The sequence below is a fragment of the Paenibacillus sp. J22FR83 genome, assembly GCF_059691955.1.
This window is the reverse complement of sequence record NZ_JCAUAM010000026.1, coordinates 51,652-72,599: the sequence shown is the minus strand read 5'-3', so window position 1 is coordinate 72,599 and position 20,948 is coordinate 51,652. Positions and strand designations below refer to the sequence as shown.

General features: G+C 45.2%; 14 protein-coding genes, 1 riboswitch and 1 other annotated feature. Of the genes, 5 read left to right on the top strand and 9 right to left on the bottom strand.

Going from position 1 to position 20,948, the window contains the following annotated elements:
* Positions 1-40: 40 nt before the first annotated feature.
* A complete protein-coding gene (metA, locus tag AC58PV_RS31930; RefSeq protein WP_497436997.1) occupies positions 41-985 on the bottom strand; it encodes a homoserine O-acetyltransferase MetA in 945 nt (314 codons plus the stop codon).
* Between the two features lie 109 nt (positions 986-1,094).
* Positions 1,095-1,221: riboswitch (SAM riboswitch) on the bottom strand.
* 241 nt (positions 1,222-1,462) lie between these two features.
* Here metA and AC58PV_RS31925 point away from each other — a divergent pair.
* The gene (locus AC58PV_RS31925; RefSeq protein ID WP_497436995.1) at positions 1,463-1,690 is read left to right on the top strand and encodes a hypothetical protein; all 228 of its coding nucleotides are present in this window, start codon (positions 1,463-1,465) and stop codon (positions 1,688-1,690) included.
* Between the two features lie 300 nt (positions 1,691-1,990).
* The gene (corA, locus tag AC58PV_RS31920; protein WP_497436994.1) at positions 1,991-2,929 is read left to right on the top strand and encodes a magnesium/cobalt transporter CorA; all 939 of its coding nucleotides are present in this window, start codon (positions 1,991-1,993) and stop codon (positions 2,927-2,929) included.
* A gap of 83 nt (positions 2,930-3,012) precedes the next feature.
* Here corA and tyrS read toward each other — a convergent pair whose 3' ends face one another.
* Both tyrS and AC58PV_RS31910 read right to left on the bottom strand, forming a co-directional pair.
* Positions 3,013-4,269 (bottom strand): tyrosine--tRNA ligase, encoded by a 1,257-nt coding sequence (gene tyrS / locus AC58PV_RS31915; protein WP_497437031.1) that lies wholly within the window; start codon positions 4,267-4,269, stop codon positions 3,013-3,015.
* Between the two features lie 61 nt (positions 4,270-4,330).
* Positions 4,331-4,593, bottom strand: a binding site (T-box leader).
* Positions 4,594-4,658: 65 nt separating this feature from the next.
* Positions 4,659-5,672 carry an HRDC domain-containing protein gene (locus tag AC58PV_RS31910; RefSeq protein WP_497436992.1) on the bottom strand — a complete coding sequence of 338 codons (1,014 nt, stop codon included), beginning with the start codon at positions 5,670-5,672 and terminating at the stop codon, positions 4,659-4,661.
* 204 nt (positions 5,673-5,876) lie between these two features.
* Here AC58PV_RS31910 and AC58PV_RS31905 point away from each other — a divergent pair, with 204 nt between their 5' ends.
* Both AC58PV_RS31905 and AC58PV_RS31900 read left to right on the top strand, forming a co-directional pair.
* Positions 5,877-6,170 carry a DUF3055 domain-containing protein gene (locus AC58PV_RS31905; protein WP_497436991.1) on the top strand — a complete coding sequence of 98 codons (294 nt, stop codon included), beginning with the start codon at positions 5,877-5,879 and terminating at the stop codon, positions 6,168-6,170.
* A gap of 52 nt (positions 6,171-6,222) precedes the next feature.
* Positions 6,223-6,534, top strand: coding sequence for a hypothetical protein (locus AC58PV_RS31900; RefSeq protein ID WP_497436989.1), 312 nt, complete (start codon positions 6,223-6,225; stop codon positions 6,532-6,534).
* A 59-nt stretch (positions 6,535-6,593) separates the two neighbouring features.
* On the opposite strand, the gene AC58PV_RS31895 is transcribed toward AC58PV_RS31900, so the two are convergent.
* Positions 6,594-8,078: a tagaturonate epimerase family protein gene (locus AC58PV_RS31895; protein ID WP_497436988.1), complete on the bottom strand. Its 1,485-nt coding sequence runs from the start codon at positions 8,076-8,078 to the stop codon at positions 6,594-6,596.
* Between the two features lie 177 nt (positions 8,079-8,255).
* Between AC58PV_RS31895 and AC58PV_RS31890 the strand changes: the two genes are divergently transcribed.
* The gene (locus AC58PV_RS31890) at positions 8,256-9,098 is read left to right on the top strand and encodes an AraC family transcriptional regulator (protein ID WP_497436987.1); all 843 of its coding nucleotides are present in this window, start codon (positions 8,256-8,258) and stop codon (positions 9,096-9,098) included.
* Between the two features lie 42 nt (positions 9,099-9,140).
* On the opposite strand, the gene AC58PV_RS31885 is transcribed toward AC58PV_RS31890, so the two are convergent.
* The 5 genes from AC58PV_RS31885 to AC58PV_RS31865 form a co-directional block, all read right to left on the bottom strand.
* Positions 9,141-13,748 (bottom strand): rhamnogalacturonan lyase family protein, encoded by a 4,608-nt coding sequence (locus AC58PV_RS31885; protein ID WP_497436986.1) that lies wholly within the window; start codon positions 13,746-13,748, stop codon positions 9,141-9,143.
* Positions 13,749-13,930: 182 nt separating this feature from the next.
* Positions 13,931-15,277 carry an ABC transporter substrate-binding protein gene (locus AC58PV_RS31880; protein ID WP_497436985.1) on the bottom strand — a complete coding sequence of 449 codons (1,347 nt, stop codon included), beginning with the start codon at positions 15,275-15,277 and terminating at the stop codon, positions 13,931-13,933.
* A 595-nt stretch (positions 15,278-15,872) separates the two neighbouring features.
* The gene (locus tag AC58PV_RS31875; RefSeq protein WP_497436983.1) at positions 15,873-16,748 is read right to left on the bottom strand and encodes a 5'-3' exonuclease; all 876 of its coding nucleotides are present in this window, start codon (positions 16,746-16,748) and stop codon (positions 15,873-15,875) included.
* Positions 16,749-16,990: 242 nt separating this feature from the next.
* The gene (gene ssuE, locus AC58PV_RS31870; RefSeq protein WP_497436981.1) at positions 16,991-17,533 is read right to left on the bottom strand and encodes an NADPH-dependent FMN reductase; all 543 of its coding nucleotides are present in this window, start codon (positions 17,531-17,533) and stop codon (positions 16,991-16,993) included.
* Between the two features lie 166 nt (positions 17,534-17,699).
* Positions 17,700-20,939, bottom strand: a complete 3,240-nt coding sequence (locus tag AC58PV_RS31865; RefSeq protein WP_497436979.1) for a glycosyltransferase family 39 protein — start codon at positions 20,937-20,939, stop codon at positions 17,700-17,702.
* Between the last annotated feature and the right edge of the window lie 9 nt (positions 20,940-20,948).

Genomic DNA, 20,948 nt, shown 5'->3' with positions numbered 1-20,948 from the left:
GAATTCCTCCTCAGGATGTATGGGTTCGATTTAGATGTAATTATAGTTGCGAACTTGCCCAGCTTTCATTGATGTTAACCGTCAATTCGAAAGGTGTCTCTTGATATACATAATAATTCAGCCAGTTCGAAAACAGCAAATTCGCATGTGCTCTCCAAGTGTTGTAAGGCAGTCTGCTCGGATCGTTATTCGGGTAATAGTTGTTCGGAATATCAATCGGCAGCCCTTTGGCCACATCGCGGTCATACTCCCATTTCAAAGAACAAGCATCATATTCCGAGTGTCCTGTTACGAAAATATGCTTGCCATCGCGCGTTGCGACGATATATACACCAGACTCATCGGACTCTGATAAGATCTCTAAATCTGGACATCGTTCGATATCTTCACGATTAATATCGGTGTGCCGTGATTGCGGTACATTGAATACTTCGTCAAAGCCACGCAACAACTTCGTGTTCGGAACACTCACCGTATGTGGGAATACACCAAACGTTTTCTTCTCCAGACCATATTTGCGCACTCCGAAATGGTGATACAAGCCTGCTTGTGCCGCCCAGCATATATGCAGGGTGGACGTGACATTCTCCTTACTCCATTCCAGAATCTGCGTTAGCTCTTCCCAGTAGTTCACATCTTCGAAATCCATTTGTTCAACAGGCGCACCAGTAATAATCATACCATCTAACTTATCATCTTTGATATCATCAAACGTTTTATAAAACATATCTAAATGTTCATGAGACGTATTTTTGGAAGTGTGCGTTTTGGGATGTAACAACACGAACTCTACTTGCAGCGGCGTGTTCCCGATCAAGCGCAACAGCTGCGTCTCTGTCGTTTCTTTGGTAGGCATTAAGTTAAGCAAAGCAATGCGAAGTGGACGTATATCCTGGTGATACGCGACAGATTCGTCCATGGTAAAAATGTTCTCTTGGTTTAAAATTTCTTTGGCAGGCAGGTTGTCAGGAATCTTGATCGGCATCCTGTTCACTCCTCTTCTATAGTTTGAGTTAGTTAAAACATGTATAAACGCAAAAATGACCCTCTCTGGAATCAGAGAAAGGCCATGAAAAATCAAAGTCAATGTCCTTCTCTTATCTCCCAGATTCGCTGTAAACAGCGTTTCCGCAAGAATTAGCACCGTGCTCCCCTTTATACAAAGGTTTGTCGGTTGCCGGGTGTCATAGGGCTAGTCCCTCCACCTACTCTTGATAAGAAAATAAAACGTATGCGATTACGATTATCATACTATAAAATTAACGAAAGTCAAGATGGTTAATCTTGTACATTTCAGCGATCATAAGAAATTAGTATTTGTAGCCAAGCAACCTTAGAAATGATACAATTTGTATTGTGGCAGGCTGTTTAAGTTTAGGCACTTGAGGTTATTACTAAGGATTAACTTTACTCAGAAGATGTTTCTAAACGAATAAGAATTTTTGATGAAATGAGGGCTACAATGTCAACTCAAACATCGGATAACTTCTCTGCATTCGCTTCCTTACATCGTTACTTTGCCTTAATTGAAAACGACAAACCTACACAGGAGCAAGCCCGAATTGCTGTCTCACAACTTCACCTCGTCTATGGAGCCGAAAGCGAAGAAGATTTGATGCGTCGCGGCGGACCCGAAATCATTCAAATGTACACCGATGTCAAAAATAAGATTTTAAATGCCGCCAAGTAAGTTTGGCGGTTTATTTTTTTGGCACCGACTTTACCAATTCTCCATAAACTATATTAACGACATTTCCCCTTATTTCATCAACTTTATGGCTTGAAACAGGGTATATGAACGGGTATACTAGACAAGTATTCGACACGGACAATAAAGGAGGGCATTCGCTTGGACGGAGAACCGAGGAGTAGAACCTGCAATGCGAGCAATCAATTTCAAAATGTAGGAATGAAGTCGGTTAATCCATCATCCTGAGCCTTGCTCTTCTAGATGAACTAACCGGCTGATTCCATTCGAAGGGGTGGGCCGATGAAAACACGGTTGGTTCAAAATGGTATTTTTACGTTAGTTGAAGATGTAACCGCTGCGCTAACACCGCCAAGTCAGGGCTTCTATTGGATTGATGCGGGGATCGAGGATTTGGAATTACTTCAGCCTCTTTTCCATTTGCACGATTTGGCCGTAGAAGATTGCCTTAGTGAGGAAGAACAGCGTCCAAAGATTGAATTTTATGATTCTCATTATTTTATAGTTATTAATAGCATTCGATTCGACGATGAAGAAATTTTCTTACGTGCACTTAATCTATTTCTTAGCAAACATGTCATCATTACGGTAACTCGCCAAAAAATTAATGAGCTGCGGGCACTCAAGCCCTTCCTTTGGGAGGAAGAAGTCAATAGTGCCGATCGTTTCTTGTACCATCTGGTCGATCTCGTCGTTGATAACTATGTGGCGGTCGGTGACCGAATTGAAGCCAAGATTGAGAAGCTGGAAGAAGATATTCTGATGGCGACGAAGAAGTCGCATTTGAATGAGATTATCGGTCTCCGTTCTGAAATTTTATGGCTGAAAAAGGTACTCGTGCCTCAACGTGACGTCATCGGGACACTTGGCAAAAAAGAGCTTAGACTGATTGATCATCAGCTCCAAAAGTACTTCGGCGACATTTATGAAAATGCCGTCAAAATTGTCGATACGTTTGATACGCTCCGCGATCTCATGGGGAACTTGCGAGAAGCTTATCAGTCCAGCGTTTCGAACCGTGCGAATGATATCATGCGTGTATTTACCGCGTTGACAACGATCTTCATGCCCTTAACCTTCATAACCGGCGTGTTCGGGATGAATTTCGATAATATACTTGGCTTGCACTTAGCTGAGCATGGGGATGAATTTGTGCTAGCCTTTATGGGTGTACTCGGCATTGCCATGTATGTGCTTTTCCGTAAAAAAGAATGGCTATAAGCCGATCATATGAGTTATTAAAACCAAGGTGACTTCAAGCATAATGCGAAGAGGTCACCTTTTGCGTATGTTGTGTATCTAACTCACACAAGCTTGATTTTAACAAATTTCCGTTTCCCGACTTGCAGAATATCGCCATCCACTGGCTTGATTTGGGCATGAATATCCATCATCTTCATCTCGTTTAGTTTCACAGCCCCTTGCTCCACACTCCGTCTGGCTTCCCCATTCGACGCTTGCAAGGATAAGCTGACTAACAGCTTGATAATGGACAAACTTCCTTCTTCCAGATGGCCACTATCTAGACTTACTTCCTCTATTTCATCAGGTAGAGCACGCTTTTGAAATACGGTAATAAAGTGCTGCTCCGCCTCCTCAGCCGCTATAGCGCCGTGGTACATCTCCACATAGCCTTTCGCAAGCCTGATCTTGGCGTCTCTTGGGTGAATCGTACCCGCTTCAAGTCCTTGACGGAGCTCTTCGATTTCCATATTCGACAAGGCCGTCGTTAACTCAAAATATTTGAGCATGAGCGTATCCGGGATAGACATGGTTTTACCGAACATCTCATTCGGCTGCTCATCGATGCCGATGTAGTTGCGCAGGCTTTTGCTCATCTTCTGCACGCCATCCAATCCCTCAAGCAACGGCATCAGAATCGCCACCTGACCCTCTTTCATCTCATAGGCACCTTGAAGGGTACGCCCCATTAAGATATTGAAAGTCTGATCGGTTCCACCTAGCTCGATATCACTCTCTAAAGAAACCGAGTCATAGCCTTGCATAAGCGGGTAGAAAAACTCATGCACATGTATCGCTTGATTCGTCGCATATCGTTTGGCAAAGTCGTCTCTTTCCAGCATCCGAGCAACCGTCACTTTACCGGCAAGTCTTAGCACATCATCAAAGCGCAGTTCACCTAACCAAGTAGAGTTATAGTAAAAGGAGGTTTTGTTTAGATCCAGTACCTTGGCTAGTTGTGTCTGGTACGTATGCGCGTTATGCTTCACATCCTCTTTCGAAAGCTGTTTACGTGTCTCGGATTTCCCAGTCGGATCACCGATGCGCCCCGTGAAATCACCAATGATCAGTTGCACTTCATGTCCCAAATCCTGGAATTGGCGAAGCTTATGCAGGACCACCGTATGTCCGATGTGGATATCGGGCGCAGAAGGGTCTAGTCCTAATTTTACTTTCAACGGTGTACCTGTCACAACCGCCTTCATAATCTTTATTTTCAGCGCTTCTTCTGGCACAATTTCCGCTGCTCCACGTTTGAGAATACGTAATTGATGCTCTACTTGTTGCTGTTGTTCCGAAGTAAGCTTATCCCACGACAACATACAATCCCTCCATTCGATTAGTTAAAAAAGAAAGCAAAAAAGACAACCTCAACGTCCACAAAGGGACGAGAAAGTTGTCTCGCGGTACCACCCTAATTAAAGAGATTGGCAGCATGCCTACTGGCAAGCCACTTCTCTTTCACTTAGTAAATTAACGGCAAATCAATTGCCGGGTGCAAGCTACTAATGCTCGATAGAGCATGTTCCCTCCACCAACTCAGAACTGTAATTCGGACAATATGCTTGCATCGGTTTGCACCTGCCACCGACTCTCTGTTCCAGCGGCATATGTCCTACTTCGGGCTTCGCCCATGTTCGTCATCGCTTTGACGGATATTAGATTATTGACCATTTAATCATATCCCGTAGGCCTTTGTCAATGCGCATTAACTAGCTGCTTGAATGACATTTCTTTCCTTCTCTCTGCGAAAACGTAACCGAAGCAGGCGCAGCCATTCATAGGCACGGTCAAGCTCTTTCCCCTTCAGTTCTTCCGTCCCGATGAGGCTCTTCAGAACAGGCTTTAGATAACGATCACCCTCGGATTCATACGCATTCCATGCTTTAATCTGCTCTTCCTCAGGAATCGAAGCAAGTTCTGCTTCCACGAGAGGATCCATATCGTAGCCCTCACGATCTAGATCTTCCACCCATAACAGCAATTCTCTCCGCGGCATCGTCAAATTTGCCTGGAGATCAGCTAAATTTCCGCCGCCAGCCACGATTTCTAACAGCTTGCGTTTACTAATCTCACGATCAAGCTCAATTCGCAGCTTCTGCTCTTTCTGAGCAAGGAGCCACCCCTCAAACTTCATCGTATCTACATAGTTGGCGACCCAATCCAACGGAAAACCGTTCGTGCGTGTGGACTCTCCGATCCGGCTAAGCAATTGATCCGCATACTGTGCTGTTTTCTGCTCACCAAACCCAGGAATTTGCTGAAGCTCTTCCTTGGATTGTGGCAAGAATACGGAAATCATCCGCAGGACACGGTTCGTTGCGAGGATATAAGGCGCCTTCTTCTCACGAGCAGCCTGCTCACGACGCCATGCACGCAGTGCTTCGAACACCTCTTCATTCGGATTCTCTTCGCAGTAATAAGTTAGCATTTGCGTCATTTTCGCCTTGCCTGAGAGTCCTTGCGTAAGATCCAATTCCGTGTGTACCAACGGCCGGAAGCCGCTTCTAATTTTCTCACGTAAGCCTTGACGGAACGCAAATAACATCTCATCCCAGCTTATGCCTTGAAACCACTCATCTTGCGTAAGCTTGCCAACCGAATCGGGTTCGCTCCAATACACACTCCAAATCCCTTGTTCTTCGACAATCGAAACTTGCGCGGAAATCACTTGCCCATCCCCCGAATTCTTCTCTAACGTGTTCAGAAATACAATGTTCATCCTATCCATGCCTCCAGACGTTAATATGAAATGAGTTCAGAAAAACGAAAAAGCACCTCTTCCGCCCGTTAGGACAGAAGAGGTGCTTCCCCTTTCTAATATCCAAATCATACCATGTTTGTCAGTTAGGCGCAAGAACCGTTTTGCCACAAGACCCTTATCGGTTATAATAGACCCATACTAGAAAGAGAATGGAGGGCCCTCATGTCTGATTATGACTTTTTATATGATCATCAAGAAGAGACTACAACGCGTTTTGTCTGTTTCGTTGGCAATGCTTTACACCGTTTTGACCTTGCTATCATGACCACTACCCGTTATTATGGCAAGAAACTGGTCATCGATTTGCAATCGGGACGCAGTGCGGTTATTGGACCGGACGATTTGAACGAAGAAGGCTATCTTGAATATGTGTTTAAGCTCAATGAAGAACAAGCGCAAGAGCTTACTGAATTCCTATCTCAAATAATTGGTTCTATCCATTTCACGGATATTTAAGGGATTGTCGGGGGACACTGGAAAGAGCATAACCTGACAAGGAGGCTTATCCATGCGTAAGAAGACATCACACACCAACCAAGTTGAGGGATTAGGCTTCCTCTCAGAAGACCGCCTCGCTGCCTACACAGACCTCGAGACGGTAGAATCGCAGCGAAATGATATGATCCCCGAGGAATTCCCGGAAGGGCCCTATGGCACGAGTATGCTGTCAGAGTCCCTTGGGAAGAGCACTCCTTGGCGAGAGGATCAACGCCCTACCAACCGTTTTGCTTATGAGAATCGTGAGCTGCACGAAGGTATCACAAGGGACTATCCTGGAGCAGATGATGAAATCGGAGAGTCTACTGAAGGCTTGTCCTAATTAAGAAACGCCACGAGCACCCGTTAGAGGGATGTTCGTGGCGTTTTGCGTTCACTTGATTATTTACCAAGCAGTTCTAAGTGTCTGCCGATATGGTGACGAAGGCCTTCAGCGAAGGTATCTTCTTGGTCTGCTAATGTTTGGAAGAATTCATCTGCAAATGTGCGGCTTCCGTCTTCATTTTTCGCTTGAAGAAGCAAACCATACGTGATGTGCAGCAATTGACGTGCATTATTTTCTTCCATGTACTCCGGCAACTGCGCATCAGATACAGAGCTAAGTGGCGCAATCGCGCTAATATCCGTCGTTACATGGTAGTACGCTGTCGCTTCGACAAAGTGATCCAGTGCGTATTGGTGCATGCGGCGATAGAGCGTAGGGTTCACTTTGGCTACAACACGTACCGCTTCGAGCCAATTTGTACCTGCTGTCTTGATGTGGAACAGACCATTCGTGTATTGCCCAATCAATGGGAACACGCTGAATTTATCACTACCGGAGTGAATGCTTAGCTTATATTCAAAATGAACAGCAATCGCCGCATGACTAGCTAGCTCACGCTCAAACTGCGCGATATCTCCGATGTAGTCGATCCCCTTTTGGAATTCGCCGCAGAAACGTGGCGCCATGCTGAAGATTGTAACACCACGGTCACGTAGTTCATTCGCTACCAAGTAGTGAGCCTCAGGGGACGTAGGTGTCGCTGTTTCGTCAATGGAAATTTCAAAATCAACCGCACGATCAAGTGTAACGATATACTTGCGGTAGATCGCTTCCATGAAATTGATCGCAGCATCATAGATCAGCACATCTTTCTTCAAAGCTTCTGCGGTATATGCAAGAGTTGCTCCTGGAACATTCGGTGCTGTTTGCAGGTAACGCTCTTCATAGCTGCTGCGCAAGCTTGCTGGCAGTTGCTCGTATTTCGCTGCGATTTCGGCTTCGCTCATAGATTCAATCGTGTTATCGATATTCTCGGAGCAATCTAGCGTCAACATCGTAAAACCAAGACGCAACGCGTACTCGATGTCCTCTTCTTTCTTCAAGTGGTCACCGTCAGCGCCGTATCCGTCTGTGTAGCCTTCTTGCAGAACTGCGTATGCCGCTGCATCCAATACATCCTCATACGTGCGGCCCGTCAACGCAAGCTCACGAATACTTTGCTGCGCCAAGACAGGACGAATGTCTTTGCCGCGGAGCGTTTGGATATGACCAGGGCTTGCGATACCAAGACGATCGCCTAAACCCATCGTTGCTACTTGTGTCCCGAACGCTTGTGGGGCTGTGTATGGTAAAAACTGATTGATAATCAAACGATTTTCATGTGTGAGCGGAGCTACTTTCTCGCCATCTACGATTTCGCCTTGCAGTTGGTCGAACAATTCGCCAGATCCTACGACGATGAGTCGTTTCCCTTCTGTTGTGCGTACCATGAGCAATGTTGTATCTCCCACTTGCGTTAGGGAAGACGTATATACTTTGATAACTTCGGATGAGAACTCGTTTACTTTTCCAGCGCGTACAGCCTCTATAAGTGCGTTCATGTTCAATTTCCTCCTATTTGTGCAAGCGTTTGCTAATCCATCTATATCTTCATTTTATCGCAAGTAAGGAGCGTTTTCTCTTCATCTATTCCTATTTTCCGCAAAAACTGTTCATATTTTTCACTAAAATTTGTGATATACTTCAGTTACCTCATTTCCATACAAGGAGCAGCGCCTATGTCACGTACCGTCACCTTCGGCAATGAAGAGGAAGGCCCTTTCTACATCCAGCATATTCATCGCTCTGGCCCTTTCGAGAGGACCCAGCACATGCATGATATGTATGAGCTCTATTATTTATACGAAGGTGAACGCATGTATTTCATTCGTGATCGTTCTTATCTCATTCTTCCAGGGGATTTGGTTCTCATCAATCGACGAGAGCTTCATGCCACTTCCGACTCCGATAAACTCGGTCATGCGAGAGTCGTCATTAATTTTAGTGACAGCTTATTGGAAAATACGAAAGAATCGGCCCCCTTCTTATTGGATGCTTTCACGCATGATACACCCGTATTACGGCTCGATTTACCCACTCGGCGGCTTGTTGAAGACATGCTAGGCAAGTTAATCCATGAAGCCAAGGAGCCTGCGATGGGGCAAAATTTTGCCATCACACACTTTCTAATCGAGTTATTACTATTCACGGCACGTTTCGTTCGTATACATCCGGTGACTTCGCCTGAACACGTTTCTCCCCTACACCGGAAAATTTCCACCATCGTGCGCTTCATCAACGCCCACTTCGCTGAACCGATGCGACTCGAGGAGCTTGCCGAACGTTTCGAAATCAGCTCAGCTTATTTAAGCCGGATGTTTAAGGAAATCACCGGATTTTCGTTGGTTGAATATGTGAATCTCGTTCGTGTACAAGAAGCTCAGAGGCTGCTAGCTACAACAAGAATGAAAGTCATCGTAATCGCAGAGCAAGTCGGCTTCGGTTCCCTCGTGCAATTCGGACGTGTATTCCGTCAAATGACGAAAATGACACCGCTGCGCTATCGGCAATCGGTAAACTAGAGAAAGGGACAATTGCCTCTGATAAGCATTGTCCCTTTTCTACTATTGTTGTTTCTGGAATAAACGATAAATAATGACGGCTGATTGCGCGCGTGTCGCTGCGTTTTTCGGTCCAAATGCATGAGCCGCATCGCCTTGAATGATTTCTCCTTGCTGCATAGCGTCTACCGCTTTAACCGCATAACTCGCAATACTAGCGTTATCAATAAACGTCTCTTGGGAAGCTGCCCCCTTGAGATTTATGCGAAGCAGTTCTGCTGCACGATAGGCCATCACAGCCATATCCTCTCTTGAAATCGGGTCATTAACACCGAAAGATCCATCCGATTTGCCTTCCACAATACCTAATTTCTCAGCAGCGGCAATCGAGCTGTAATACCACTCGCCAACGCTAACATCGCTTAGCGTACTAGTCGCCTTGCTGTCAGCAAGTTCGAAAGCTCCCATCAACATTTTCAAAAATTGCGCTCGAGTCACTTGGCTGTCTGGCACAAAGGCATGGTCTCCCATCCCATCAATGACTCCTCGAGCTGCCAGCGATTCGATCCCTGCTTGTGCCCAACCAACATGTGCAATATCATCAAAACTGACTTGTACGTAAGCAGCTGCATATTTACTGAAGTGTGCTGGTTTAAAAGCTACTTTGCCAGTCACCTCATTATAAAAACCATTCGTAACGGTTTGAATAGCTCCAGTATCATCCACATAATAGACGACGATTTTCCCAGCATCTTGCCCTGGTTGTAATGTATAGTCTATCGACACGAGCACGTGTCCATTGAAATCGCTAACTTTCACGCCATCTACGGTTAAGTTGAAATCATAAACTGGACTGCCCTTCAATCGCTCTTGAACTTGCGAGGAAAGCGTAGATACATCCACTTTGTTCACCGATAGCTCCACTTGCGTTGAAGTATCACTCACATGATCGTTGAACCACTGGGAATCCAGACTGATTGTACCCAATCCAGTTGAAATTTCTACTTTTTGAACCTTCTGTTCTGCCGATGGATGAAAGGATGCTGCAGGTAGTCTCACTTCGACAGCATGTAAGCTCGTCGCGGAACTGAGCTCGATTGTAACCGTTCCACCATTCGCCTCTTTCATAGCCTTATTTAAATCATCAGCCTGAATATTGGCAACTGCGTTCCCGCTTGTATCCACATTCAATACTTGTTTGATGGATCCTGTCGGCGACTCAGATGTAACTGGTGGAATCGAGCCCGTACTGGTTCCCGTCGGAGCAGGTGTATCGGTATCTCCTGTATCCGTACTAGTCTTAATCGTAAGGACTACACTACCTGTAGCCCCTGAACCATCATTTGCTGCAGCGGTAATTTTTACTTTGCCTTCCGCAACAGCCGTTAATAGCCCATCCTCGCTTATTGTCGCTGCATTCGTTAATGAACCATCTTCTTGAGAAACTGACCATGTCACCGTATTGTTTGTTGCGGCTTCTGGCATGACATTGGCGCTAAATTTCTGCTGTTGTCCAACCGTTATCTGACTCGCAGGACTGGATATCACAACGGCTGAAGCAAGCACTTCTGTTGCCCGAATGTTGGGCTTAGGCGCTGCATCCATATCATTACCAAGATAAAAGCTAGTATGCGGTGGCTGATTATAGCCGGTATTTTGCCAAGCGATGCCGAGTCTATAAACAGGATCGTGCATGAGCGTGTAAATGCGATGATCCGTCAACTCTGTCGTCGAATAAATCCGAAGCGCCGTGCTGTCTTCCGTTCTTGCAATCACCTCTTCACGCCAGTCGCCAAGGATATCAGCTTGCAACGCCGGGTTGCCTTTCGTATCGTTGTTCGAGTAAGTCCCGTTGAACGTCGTCAAGTTTTCCAATTGATTGGTTTGATAATTCCACTTATCAATCTTGGGAATACCGACTCGCAGCGGTTCGTCTAACCAATCATGGTCTAACAATTCTCTTCCTAAATCTCCATCCCACCATATTGCAAAATTAGAGGATGGAATAGAAGATGAAATTTTTTCACCTTTTGCAGAGAATAAAGATCCCGCTCTACTGTTCCACTCACCGCCAATGTTCCAGGCCTCTTCACCTTTGTATCTCGGGTCGATATCCGCCGTCAGACCGCGACCTACATCAAGTCCAAGTTGTGGTTGCCCCCAGAGAACTCGGCCTGTCTTCGCATCCTTCAGATCTGAGGAATATGCAGCCGTAGTTGTTTCTTGAACTGCGAATAACTCTAGTCCCAACCTATCCGGATCCAGGTCGCCTAAGTGCATCGCATCCCCATGGCCTAATAGCGAATTCCATAATGGTGTGCCATCATCATTAATGGCAGCCGCACCTGTTACAATTTCATCTTTGCCATCCCCATCGATGTCAGCAATGCTCAGTTGATGATTGCCTTGTCCTGCATAGCTGGCACTTCCAGAATCTTTCGTATCAAAAGTCCATAGTTTGGTAAGCTGGCCATCTCTCCAGTTATAAGCAACAAATACCATTCTGGTATAATAGCCACGTTGCATAACAATACTCGGTCTTTCCCCATCGAGATAAGCGATGGCTGCTCCAAAGCGGTCAACCCGATTACCGTAGGTGTCGCCCCAATCGCCGACATTCCCTCTCTCAGGCTCATAAGCATCGGTTGCGAGCATTTTACCTGTTACGCCTTCAAATACGGTGTGGAATTCAGGGCCAGTCAAAATGTATCCGCTTGCATTTCGATGATCTGCCGTTGCATCACCAATGACATTGCCTTGGCCATCCATTGTTCCATCGGCCGTTCGGAAGGTAACTTCAGCTTTGCCGTCGCCATCCAAATCGTACACCATAACGTCGAGATAGTGAGCTCCTGCACGGATGTTCTTGCCCAAATCAATTCGCCATTTGAACGTTCCATCCAGTTCATATGCGTCCACATACGTATTTCCTGTATAGCCAGAAATGGAATTATCTTTCGAATTCGTAGGATCCCATTTCAATACGATTTCATACTGTCCGTCTCCGTCGAGGTCGCCCACTGTAGCATCATTGGCACGATAAGAATACGCCTCGCCAAGCGGTGTCGTACCGTCAGCAGGTTTACGGATGGGGACGGTCAAGTAATTCATATCCCATACTTGAACCGTTTCAGAACGATTCTGCTCAATGCCATTCAACAAGGGAATGACATAGTAGGTAGAATCGCTTTTACCTAGCGTATCTTCATAGTTCGTGCTTCCTGTAATGGGGTCTTGATTAATTTTCACACCATTCCGATACAGATTAAACGAAATACTTTCTGGATCTGTACCTAACATGCGCCATCCTACATATACGTTGTTGCCATCTTTCATAGCGACCAATCCACGGTTAAGCCCTTCCATTTGCCTAGCAGGAAGTGCTTTAGGCGTTGCGGATACCGTCACACCAGAGGATTCCACAGGTGCTTCATTATCATACTGATAAACACCTTTCACCATATAGGTGTATGTCGTGCCATTCGTAAGTCCATTCAAGGTTGAAATATACTTACCTTTGGCTACCGTATCCACAAGTGTCAGAGATTGATCCTCATTTACTTGATAGATATTGGCTTTCTCGTAGGAAGTATCCATCGTTTCTTCCCATCCGATTTGTACCTTGGCATCATGTGCTTCCGTATTAACGTAGTCCAAATTCGGTGCTTTATTCAATTTATTAACGTTCACGGTATAAGTCTTGGCAATATTAGTGTAAACATTTGACGTGACCGTTATTCCAATGCTTGTTGAAGCTCCTGTAAGGGTAACTGGTGCTGATGCACCACTCGCCACTTCCGTTCCGCCAACGCGAATAGTAGAACCGCTGGCATGGCTAGCTGTCGGGTTCACCGAGAGCGTATTGACGGAGTAAGGAACGTCTACCGAGTAGCTGTCGACTTTCGGATCGAAATTAGGCACTAAAGGCGGGTTAAGGCCACCGCTACTTAGCTGAAGACCGCTTAAATTCAAGTCCAACGACGTTACACGTACATTCGCAAGATTAAGTTTTCCTCCACTACGTGTCATGGAGAATCCAAAGCTGCTTATTTTCGATACACTCGTATTATTAAAAGTTTCCGACCAATTCACACTTGTACCATCGTTTAGATCGAGGATACGCACTGTATTGGTTCTTTGCGGGATATTAAAGATCATTTGAAAGCGATACCAATGCGATGTATTATAAGTGATTTGACTTGTGCCGTTGTAGCGTTTGATAATGCCTGCATCAAGCTGATAACGAAGTGCTGCAGAAGTCGTTGCGTTGATTTTACCATCCATTAGGAACAACGTTGCACCCTTATTTGAAGGTAAGTTAACATCAAACTCGAAAATCATACCTGCATTCTGTGCGGTAAACCGCTGCCCTACATAGGAAGAAGCATCTACGCCATGGCTAATGGAAGCATAGGTTGCCCCAGACACTGTCTGTTGCTTCACAATCGCAATCTCAGGAGCCGTTCCCTCTTTGGTCCACGTATTGCCGCTTCCAATCGTGAATGAGCCGGGTGGATAACTACTAAAGTCGTCGGATACAAGAGCGGCATCTGCAGCAGAAACAGAAGCAGGAACTACCATCATGGAGATGAGCAGCGTTACCGCAATTGAACAAGATAATAACTTCGACAATAACCGTTGACCACTTCTTAGCTTGTTAGTGATTAGCATTATAGCCTCCTAATAACGTTCTATTCCTCATGTATTTACACGGGATGAAATCAATTATAAAAGTTCTCTCCGAAAACAGAATTGAAATAACAGACTTTAACGTTTAATTTTCAGAGGGTATTTTTGTAATTAGAGTAAAAATTAAACAGGGAGCCGATTAAGGCCCCCACTAGTACGTATTATTACTTTTTATTTTTATCCAAAATAGCTGTTGCATCTTTACGGAAAGCGACTGCTGCCTCTTGCACAGTTATTTTTTTGTACAGAATTTTCTCCCCTGTATCTTTCAGCAGCTTCTCAATTTCAATCGAGCCAACTGGATTTGGAGGATCCATCGGTGAACTGTTTTTCTCCGCCCATGCGACATAATCGAATACCTTGATCTCATTCGGGCTCAAAATTGGTTTCAAAGCTTCTTTCACTTTGGAAGCGACAGGCACACCGCGCTCGCCTTTAATAATCTTATTGGCTTCAATGTCATTGATCCAGAAATCAATAAATTTAGCGGCTTCTTCTTGTACTTTGGAGCTATTTGCTACTGACCAGTACATACTTGGTTTCAAGAACAAGCCTTTGTTCGCGTCTGGACCTGGCATCGGTTGCAGAACAAGATCACGTTTAGCTGCATTCGCTAGACCAATGTATTGATTAGACCAGCCGTTAGAGGAAATCGCATTCCCCAAAGTCATTTCATCATCTTCTGGTGTGCCTTTCTTTTGGGCAGCTTTATCAAGTGGCAGCAAGACGCCCGCATCATACCACTTTTGAATCCGATTAAAATAATCGATAAACATTTTATCATCGGTATAACCTAACGCTGTACCTTCTGCGTTATACATCTTTTGCCCCAGTGTACGTAGATAGTAAGGGAAGAACACATCGTCCCGGAATCCGCCCATGATTTTACCGGCTGCTTTCGCTTTTGTAGCTAAGGCATCCATATCCGTCCACGTCCAGTTATTCGTTGGTGTGTCGATGCCTGCTTTTTTCAACATATCAAAGTCCATCATGCTCGTTAACGCATTAACCCCAATGTTCATTGCGACAAGCTTCCCACCCACTTGACCACCTGATAAGGCGTTCGGGCTTACATCATCCACATTAAGAACTTTATTCTTCGTAAACGTCGTCAAATCTGCTAATTGATTTCTTCCGCCATATTGTGTCAAATATGAGATGTCCATCTGTATAATATCTGGCAGTTGATTCGCAGCTGCTTGAGGCGCAAGCTTTTTCCAATAATCATCGAAAGCCGCATATTCTGCTTCAATCTTCACATTCGGATGCGCTTTCTCGTACATTTCAATCACTTTCAGCGTATAATCGTGGCGCGCTTGACCGCCCCACCAAGCCATGCGAAGCTTTACAGGTTCCTTACTTGCACTTACTGTTGCACTAGGAGTCGTTGTCGTTGTCGTTGTTGGCGTTGTTGTAGCTCCTCCACTTGAGTTGCTAGAAGTACCCGAAGAACAAGCGGTTGCTGTGAAAATCATGGATAATGACATTAATGTGACTGCTGCCTTTTTCATGGTTTTTCTCCCCTTTGTACGTACTTGTCAGAAACCGTAATCGCTTACATTTCTATTATCTGCTAAAAATTAACATTGCGTAATTGAAAAAACCGTCTTCTTTGTTCAATTTTCCGATTCACCCATACACGTCTACATCTACATCTACAACTACATACACGTACAAATATACATATCTACTCATACGCTACTCCCTGCTCTCACTCACCTCTGCAACTACAACTCAACAACCCAGCTACTCAACTGACCACACTACTCCTACTCCTACTCCCCCCTGTAACTGCAACTAACCAACTCCCCACCGCCACAAACAAATTAAATGGATTTTATGTTGTTATTTGGGCTGATTCTTGCCGTTTGAGAGCAATAGATGGATTTCTTACAGTTAATTTCTGCTCTAATGCACTATTCTACCTATTCGTCTCAAATCAGCTGTACATTTTCCATCTATTTGCAAAATTTGATGATAATTAGCAAAATTAGCTGTACTTTTTACATTTTTTTGTAAATCCAGCTACTCAACTGACCACATTCTCCCCATATGCGGCATAGAAAAAGACAGCCCCCCATCACAGGCACTGTCCCTATTAGATACCTATCCAATCAATCTGATTAATCCTTTGTACGCAATCTCATCGAATTTGCTAATGACCTTCTCCCGATCCATCGCCCACATGCAATCTTCAAGCGCACAAGCTACCGGCGCATCCAAGCGAATCGTCGCCAGATCCAGCGAAAGATGCAGCATATCCAGCTCCGCCTCGATCTTCGCACGCACGCCCTTCGGGAGTGCAGCTAAGTTCTCTAGGATGCCAGCAATGTTCACGTACTCATTGAGTAACTTCGTTGCTGTTTTCTCCCCGATCCCTTTGACTCCTGGATAATTATCTGCCGTATCCCCCGTCAACCCCTTCAAATCAATGATTTGAGCCGGGGTTAGGCTTTTCTCCTCCATGAGCGTTTCTAGCGTGTACACCATGTAGTTGGATTGCCCTTTTTTCATAATAATAACTTCGGTATTCTCATCCACCAGCTGGAGCATATCATGATCCCCGGTTAAGATTTGGACTTTCGTATGGGGGCTGTAGAAACGAGCCAATGTGCCGATACAATCATCTGCTTCATAACCTGGAACACCGACATTTGGAATATTAAAGGAAGCTGTCACTTCTTTAACCAGATCAAATTGTGGTATCAACTCTTCAGGTGCAGGTCCGCGATTCGCTTTGTACGCTTCGAATTTCTCCGTACGGAAGGTCTTGCTTCCCATATCCCAACAACATACGACGTGAGTCGGTTTGAATGTCCCGATCGCATCAAGCAAATATTTCAGAAATCCATATACACCGTTGATCGGCACGCCGTGATCGGTTCTCATGATATAACCACTGGAGGATGTTGCATAATATCCGCGAAATAATAAGGCCATGCCGTCAACAAGCAGCACAGATTCAGATGAATTTTGTGACATAAATAATTGCTCCCATTCCTGTGAAGATATGAATTCATTACAACCAGTATAGCACGGTATATAGATTCCCGACACGCAAAAACCCGCCATCAGCAAAAGTTACCAATGACGGGTAATATCCTGTCTATTCAAATAAGTCCTCTTGCTGCCAATCATCAGCCAAACCACAAAAAATAGGAGTGTCCCCCGGTCAAAATGACCTCTGAGACAACTCCTATTGCATTAAACTTAGCTAATGATGATCAGCGGCTTGTATGCCATTTAATTTCCTGAATGAATTCCGATACGGACTCCTGCAAACGGGCCGTGATCTCATCGTCGAGAATCGCTTGTCCTTGTTCTCCCCAAGTCACTTGTTTATCAAGCACATATACGCCTTGTAAAATATTTTGGGCACCTAGGACAGACAACACAGGTTTAAGTGCATAATCAATCGCGAGCAAGTGTGCGTACGTTCCTCCAACTGCTAATGGGAGGACGATTTTACGCTCGAGTCCTTTTTGCGGGAGAAGATCCAAGAATGCTTTCAACACGCCTGTGTAGGAAGCTTTGTAAACAGGTGTAGCTACAAATACAGCGTCAGCCTCAGCTACGCGCTTACTGGCATCAACAATGGCTTCACTGTCGAACTTCGCATATAACAAATCCTCTGGAGGCAGGTCACGTACCTTGATCCAATCTACTTCTAATCCTGCTTGCAGCAGTTCACTCTTAGCTACTTCAATTACACCATGTAATCGGGACGTTGGAGTTGGACTTCCTGAAATAATTACTACTTTAGCCATCTGATTCACGCTCCATTAGCAATTTGTGGGTAAATAAAGAGACTCCGCCTCCATGTATTCGGGTACATAGTGGGAGTCTCCTGCTGTTCGGTCGACTTCTTTCAATTCATAGTAATTCACTTGGAATTATATTACCATGGCTTCTAAGTGGCGTCAATCCATCCTCTTAAAAGAAATTCCAGCCTGGCAACCATCGTAGGAAGAAGGAATATTTCGCTGGTATGATCATCCCCGATAGAATGGGGTAGAACAGTGCGAATAGCACGAAAACGGCGGCTAAGTAACCGTACACTCGTTTTCTTCGGTGCAGCGGCCCTTGCTCCATATAGTCCTTGATGTAGTAGGTGAGAATCAGCACTAGGAAAGGTACCATAGCAAAATAGTGATAAATAAACGTGAGTCGCGGTACTAACATCCACGGCAGGTATTGTGAACAATAAGCAATCAGCAGCACGCGGAGCAATTTATCTTTGCGTTTGAAAGCGAGATAGAAAGACATCAGCACGGCAATGAAGCCTGGCCACCATACCAATGGGTTGCCGAATGAAACGATGCTCGAAAGCATGCCCTGCGGCATTAACTTCGCTTGATAATACCAGATCGGGCGTATCATCATCGGCCATTCCCACCATGGGGAGGAGAACGGATGCGTAGCGACGAGATCCTTATGGTATTTGTACATATGTACTTGATACGTCACAACATCTTTCAACTGATGCCCAGGACCTGGAACCATCATGAAAGGAATGTAGGATAACGTGTAGATGCCTAACGGCACGATAACAAACATGAGCAGGCACCACAGAATCGTAAAGAGCGTGTTTCGTACGAAAACCTTTTGGACACGCTGGAGCTTCGTAGATTCCTCTACAGTGAGGAGATCATCATAAAGCCCATTGCTCTCTTCCTCTTCATCACGACTGTTCTCTCTCAGTACACGCTTCGCAAATTGGTACTCTCTGTACCGCTCCCATAGCGATATGAATAATAGGACGGCCAAACCAGCACCGCCGTAGATAACGATCCACTTGGATGCAGAACCAATCCCGAAGAATAGACCTGAAAGTCCTAGCGGGATTAACGTCGCCCACAGCTTGTCTCGGAAGAAGCTCAGCGTGGTATACCGATACATGAAATAGAACATAAGCATAATGAAAAACACGCCATACACATCAATTGTAGAGATTCTAGTCTGAGCAAAATGCATGAAATCAAAGCTGAGTAAAAAGGCAGCAATCAGGGCATATTCGGAACGGCCAAACATCCGCTTGGCGAACACATACATAATTGGAATCATGCCTACACCGAAGAGCGTGCCGATAATACGCCAGCCGAATGGATTTAAACCGAACACGTAAATACCGATAGAAATGAATATTTTGCCCAGCGGCGGATGCGTGCTTTCATATGGCTCAATCTTGTGGAGATGCTCATAAGCCGTTCTTGCATGATAAATTTCATCGAAATACGTGCCATTCATATAGGTAGGTGTATAAGGGACAACGCTTGCCTCATCAAATAGATGAGCCGTTTTCCCTTGGTCAGAAGCGTTAACATCGATTTCCTTCACATTAACAATCGGTAGAGGAGTCGTCCCTCCATCTCCGAAAATGCCAATTTCATGAAGATGCAGCTTCGCACTTTCTTGAGTATCCATCACAATCTTCACATATCGTGCCGTTTTATTAGCTTCTACCGTATGCCAGGTGAACACCTTGGTATGATCAGATTTAACTGGCATGGCATCCTGCCACTGTTCGCCATCATTCGAAAACCAATAGGAATACGCACCTTCTCCAACTCCGGCAAAGCTATTAATGCGAGTAATCTGATGCGGGCCACCGAGATCAGCAATAACCGTCTCGCCTGCTTGTGTTGGCTGCCAAAAGGTCGTCGGATCCTTATGTCCCCCCAAATGGAACAGCGCAATGATCGTATAAACGACCACAAGAACGCCAAGATACAGGGCATCTTTACGTGAGAAAAAACGTCCGCGCTTCCCTCTTTCTATATGATCCTCTTCCCTATGGAAAATCGCCTTCCACGGTGAGGTTTCCCTTAGATTCGTTGCTTTCTCTTGCTGGTCATCTTCTTCCGGAGGAAGTTTCTCGACCATATCGTTAACTGGAGGTGTTGCTTCCCTCACAGTTTCATTCCCATCCCATTTCACGAAAAGCCTCCATCCTAATATACAAGCATAGACAAACATCATAACATTGATTGCCGAAACCGTCAGCATCAAAGGATCAAATCGCGGAATGTGATAGTCCTGATGAAAGCTCCGCAGGAGCACATCGCCAATATTGATAAAATGCGTGATACTGAAACCGATAAACAACCATAGGATTCTGCGATCTTTCATGTAAATAAAGCTTGTTAAAGCTAACAATAGGCCATAGTGTAAGTAGCGCTCATGCATTTTGGTCATACACATAAACATAGCCGTGATAAAAAGGAACGATATGTATAAGACGGCACCGCGACGATTCTTTCCGAGCCAGTACAGTAGACCAACATATAGGATCGACAGAACCATGAAGACAAGTCCCATCCATTTATAGGATAAATGCCAGAATCCACTATTGATGTCCACGAAGTTCCCGCCAAGAAGTGCAAACAGATTAAAGGCGTTAAGCGACGCATATGGATAGGAAGCTAGCGTACCCGTATACAATTCGATCATCCAACCATAGCCTCTGCCCATTGCAAAAGGAAGTGCGAGTACGACCATCGTAGCTATGCCTGTCAGTACGCTGAGTAGCCAAACCATCACATTGCGTGCTCGAATTACATCAATTAAGAGGAAGATGCCAAACAGCAGCGCCTGAGGCTTAAGCAAGAGTGCAAGAGCGATAAAGAAAGCGGCTTGAGGCAGTTTACCCTTCATCTGCATTAACAACGTCGCTACAATAAACAACATAAAAAATGAATCGACCTGTCCCCATACCGCGGAATTCGCCCATATGGCTGGGTTGAAGGCGAATAGGGCAGCAATTGAGAGTGCAACCTGCCAGGTACGTGCCCCTTCGGTCTTGCTGAACGCTAGCCGGAATAACAGATAAACCGTCCCAAGATCGGCAAGGATAGCCGGCAGCTTCAGGATGATTAAGGAACTGCCACTTTCCCAAGGAATAGATAGCTTATGATGGACAAAGCCCACAACATACAGGACATACATGTAGCCAGGGGGATAATCTAGAAAATAATCTTTGGCATTCGTATATAAGTCCTTCAATCCTACCGTATAAGCGCGATCTGCCCACGCCATGAATGTTCGCACATCCGTATCATAGCCTACCCAAATGGGGGCCAAAATTAGTCTAAGTATAAAGGCAATCAGAAGCATGGATCCTAGAAGATAAAATGTAGAGGGAGCTACTCCCCGTTGCTTGAACCAGCTGACCATTCGTGCATC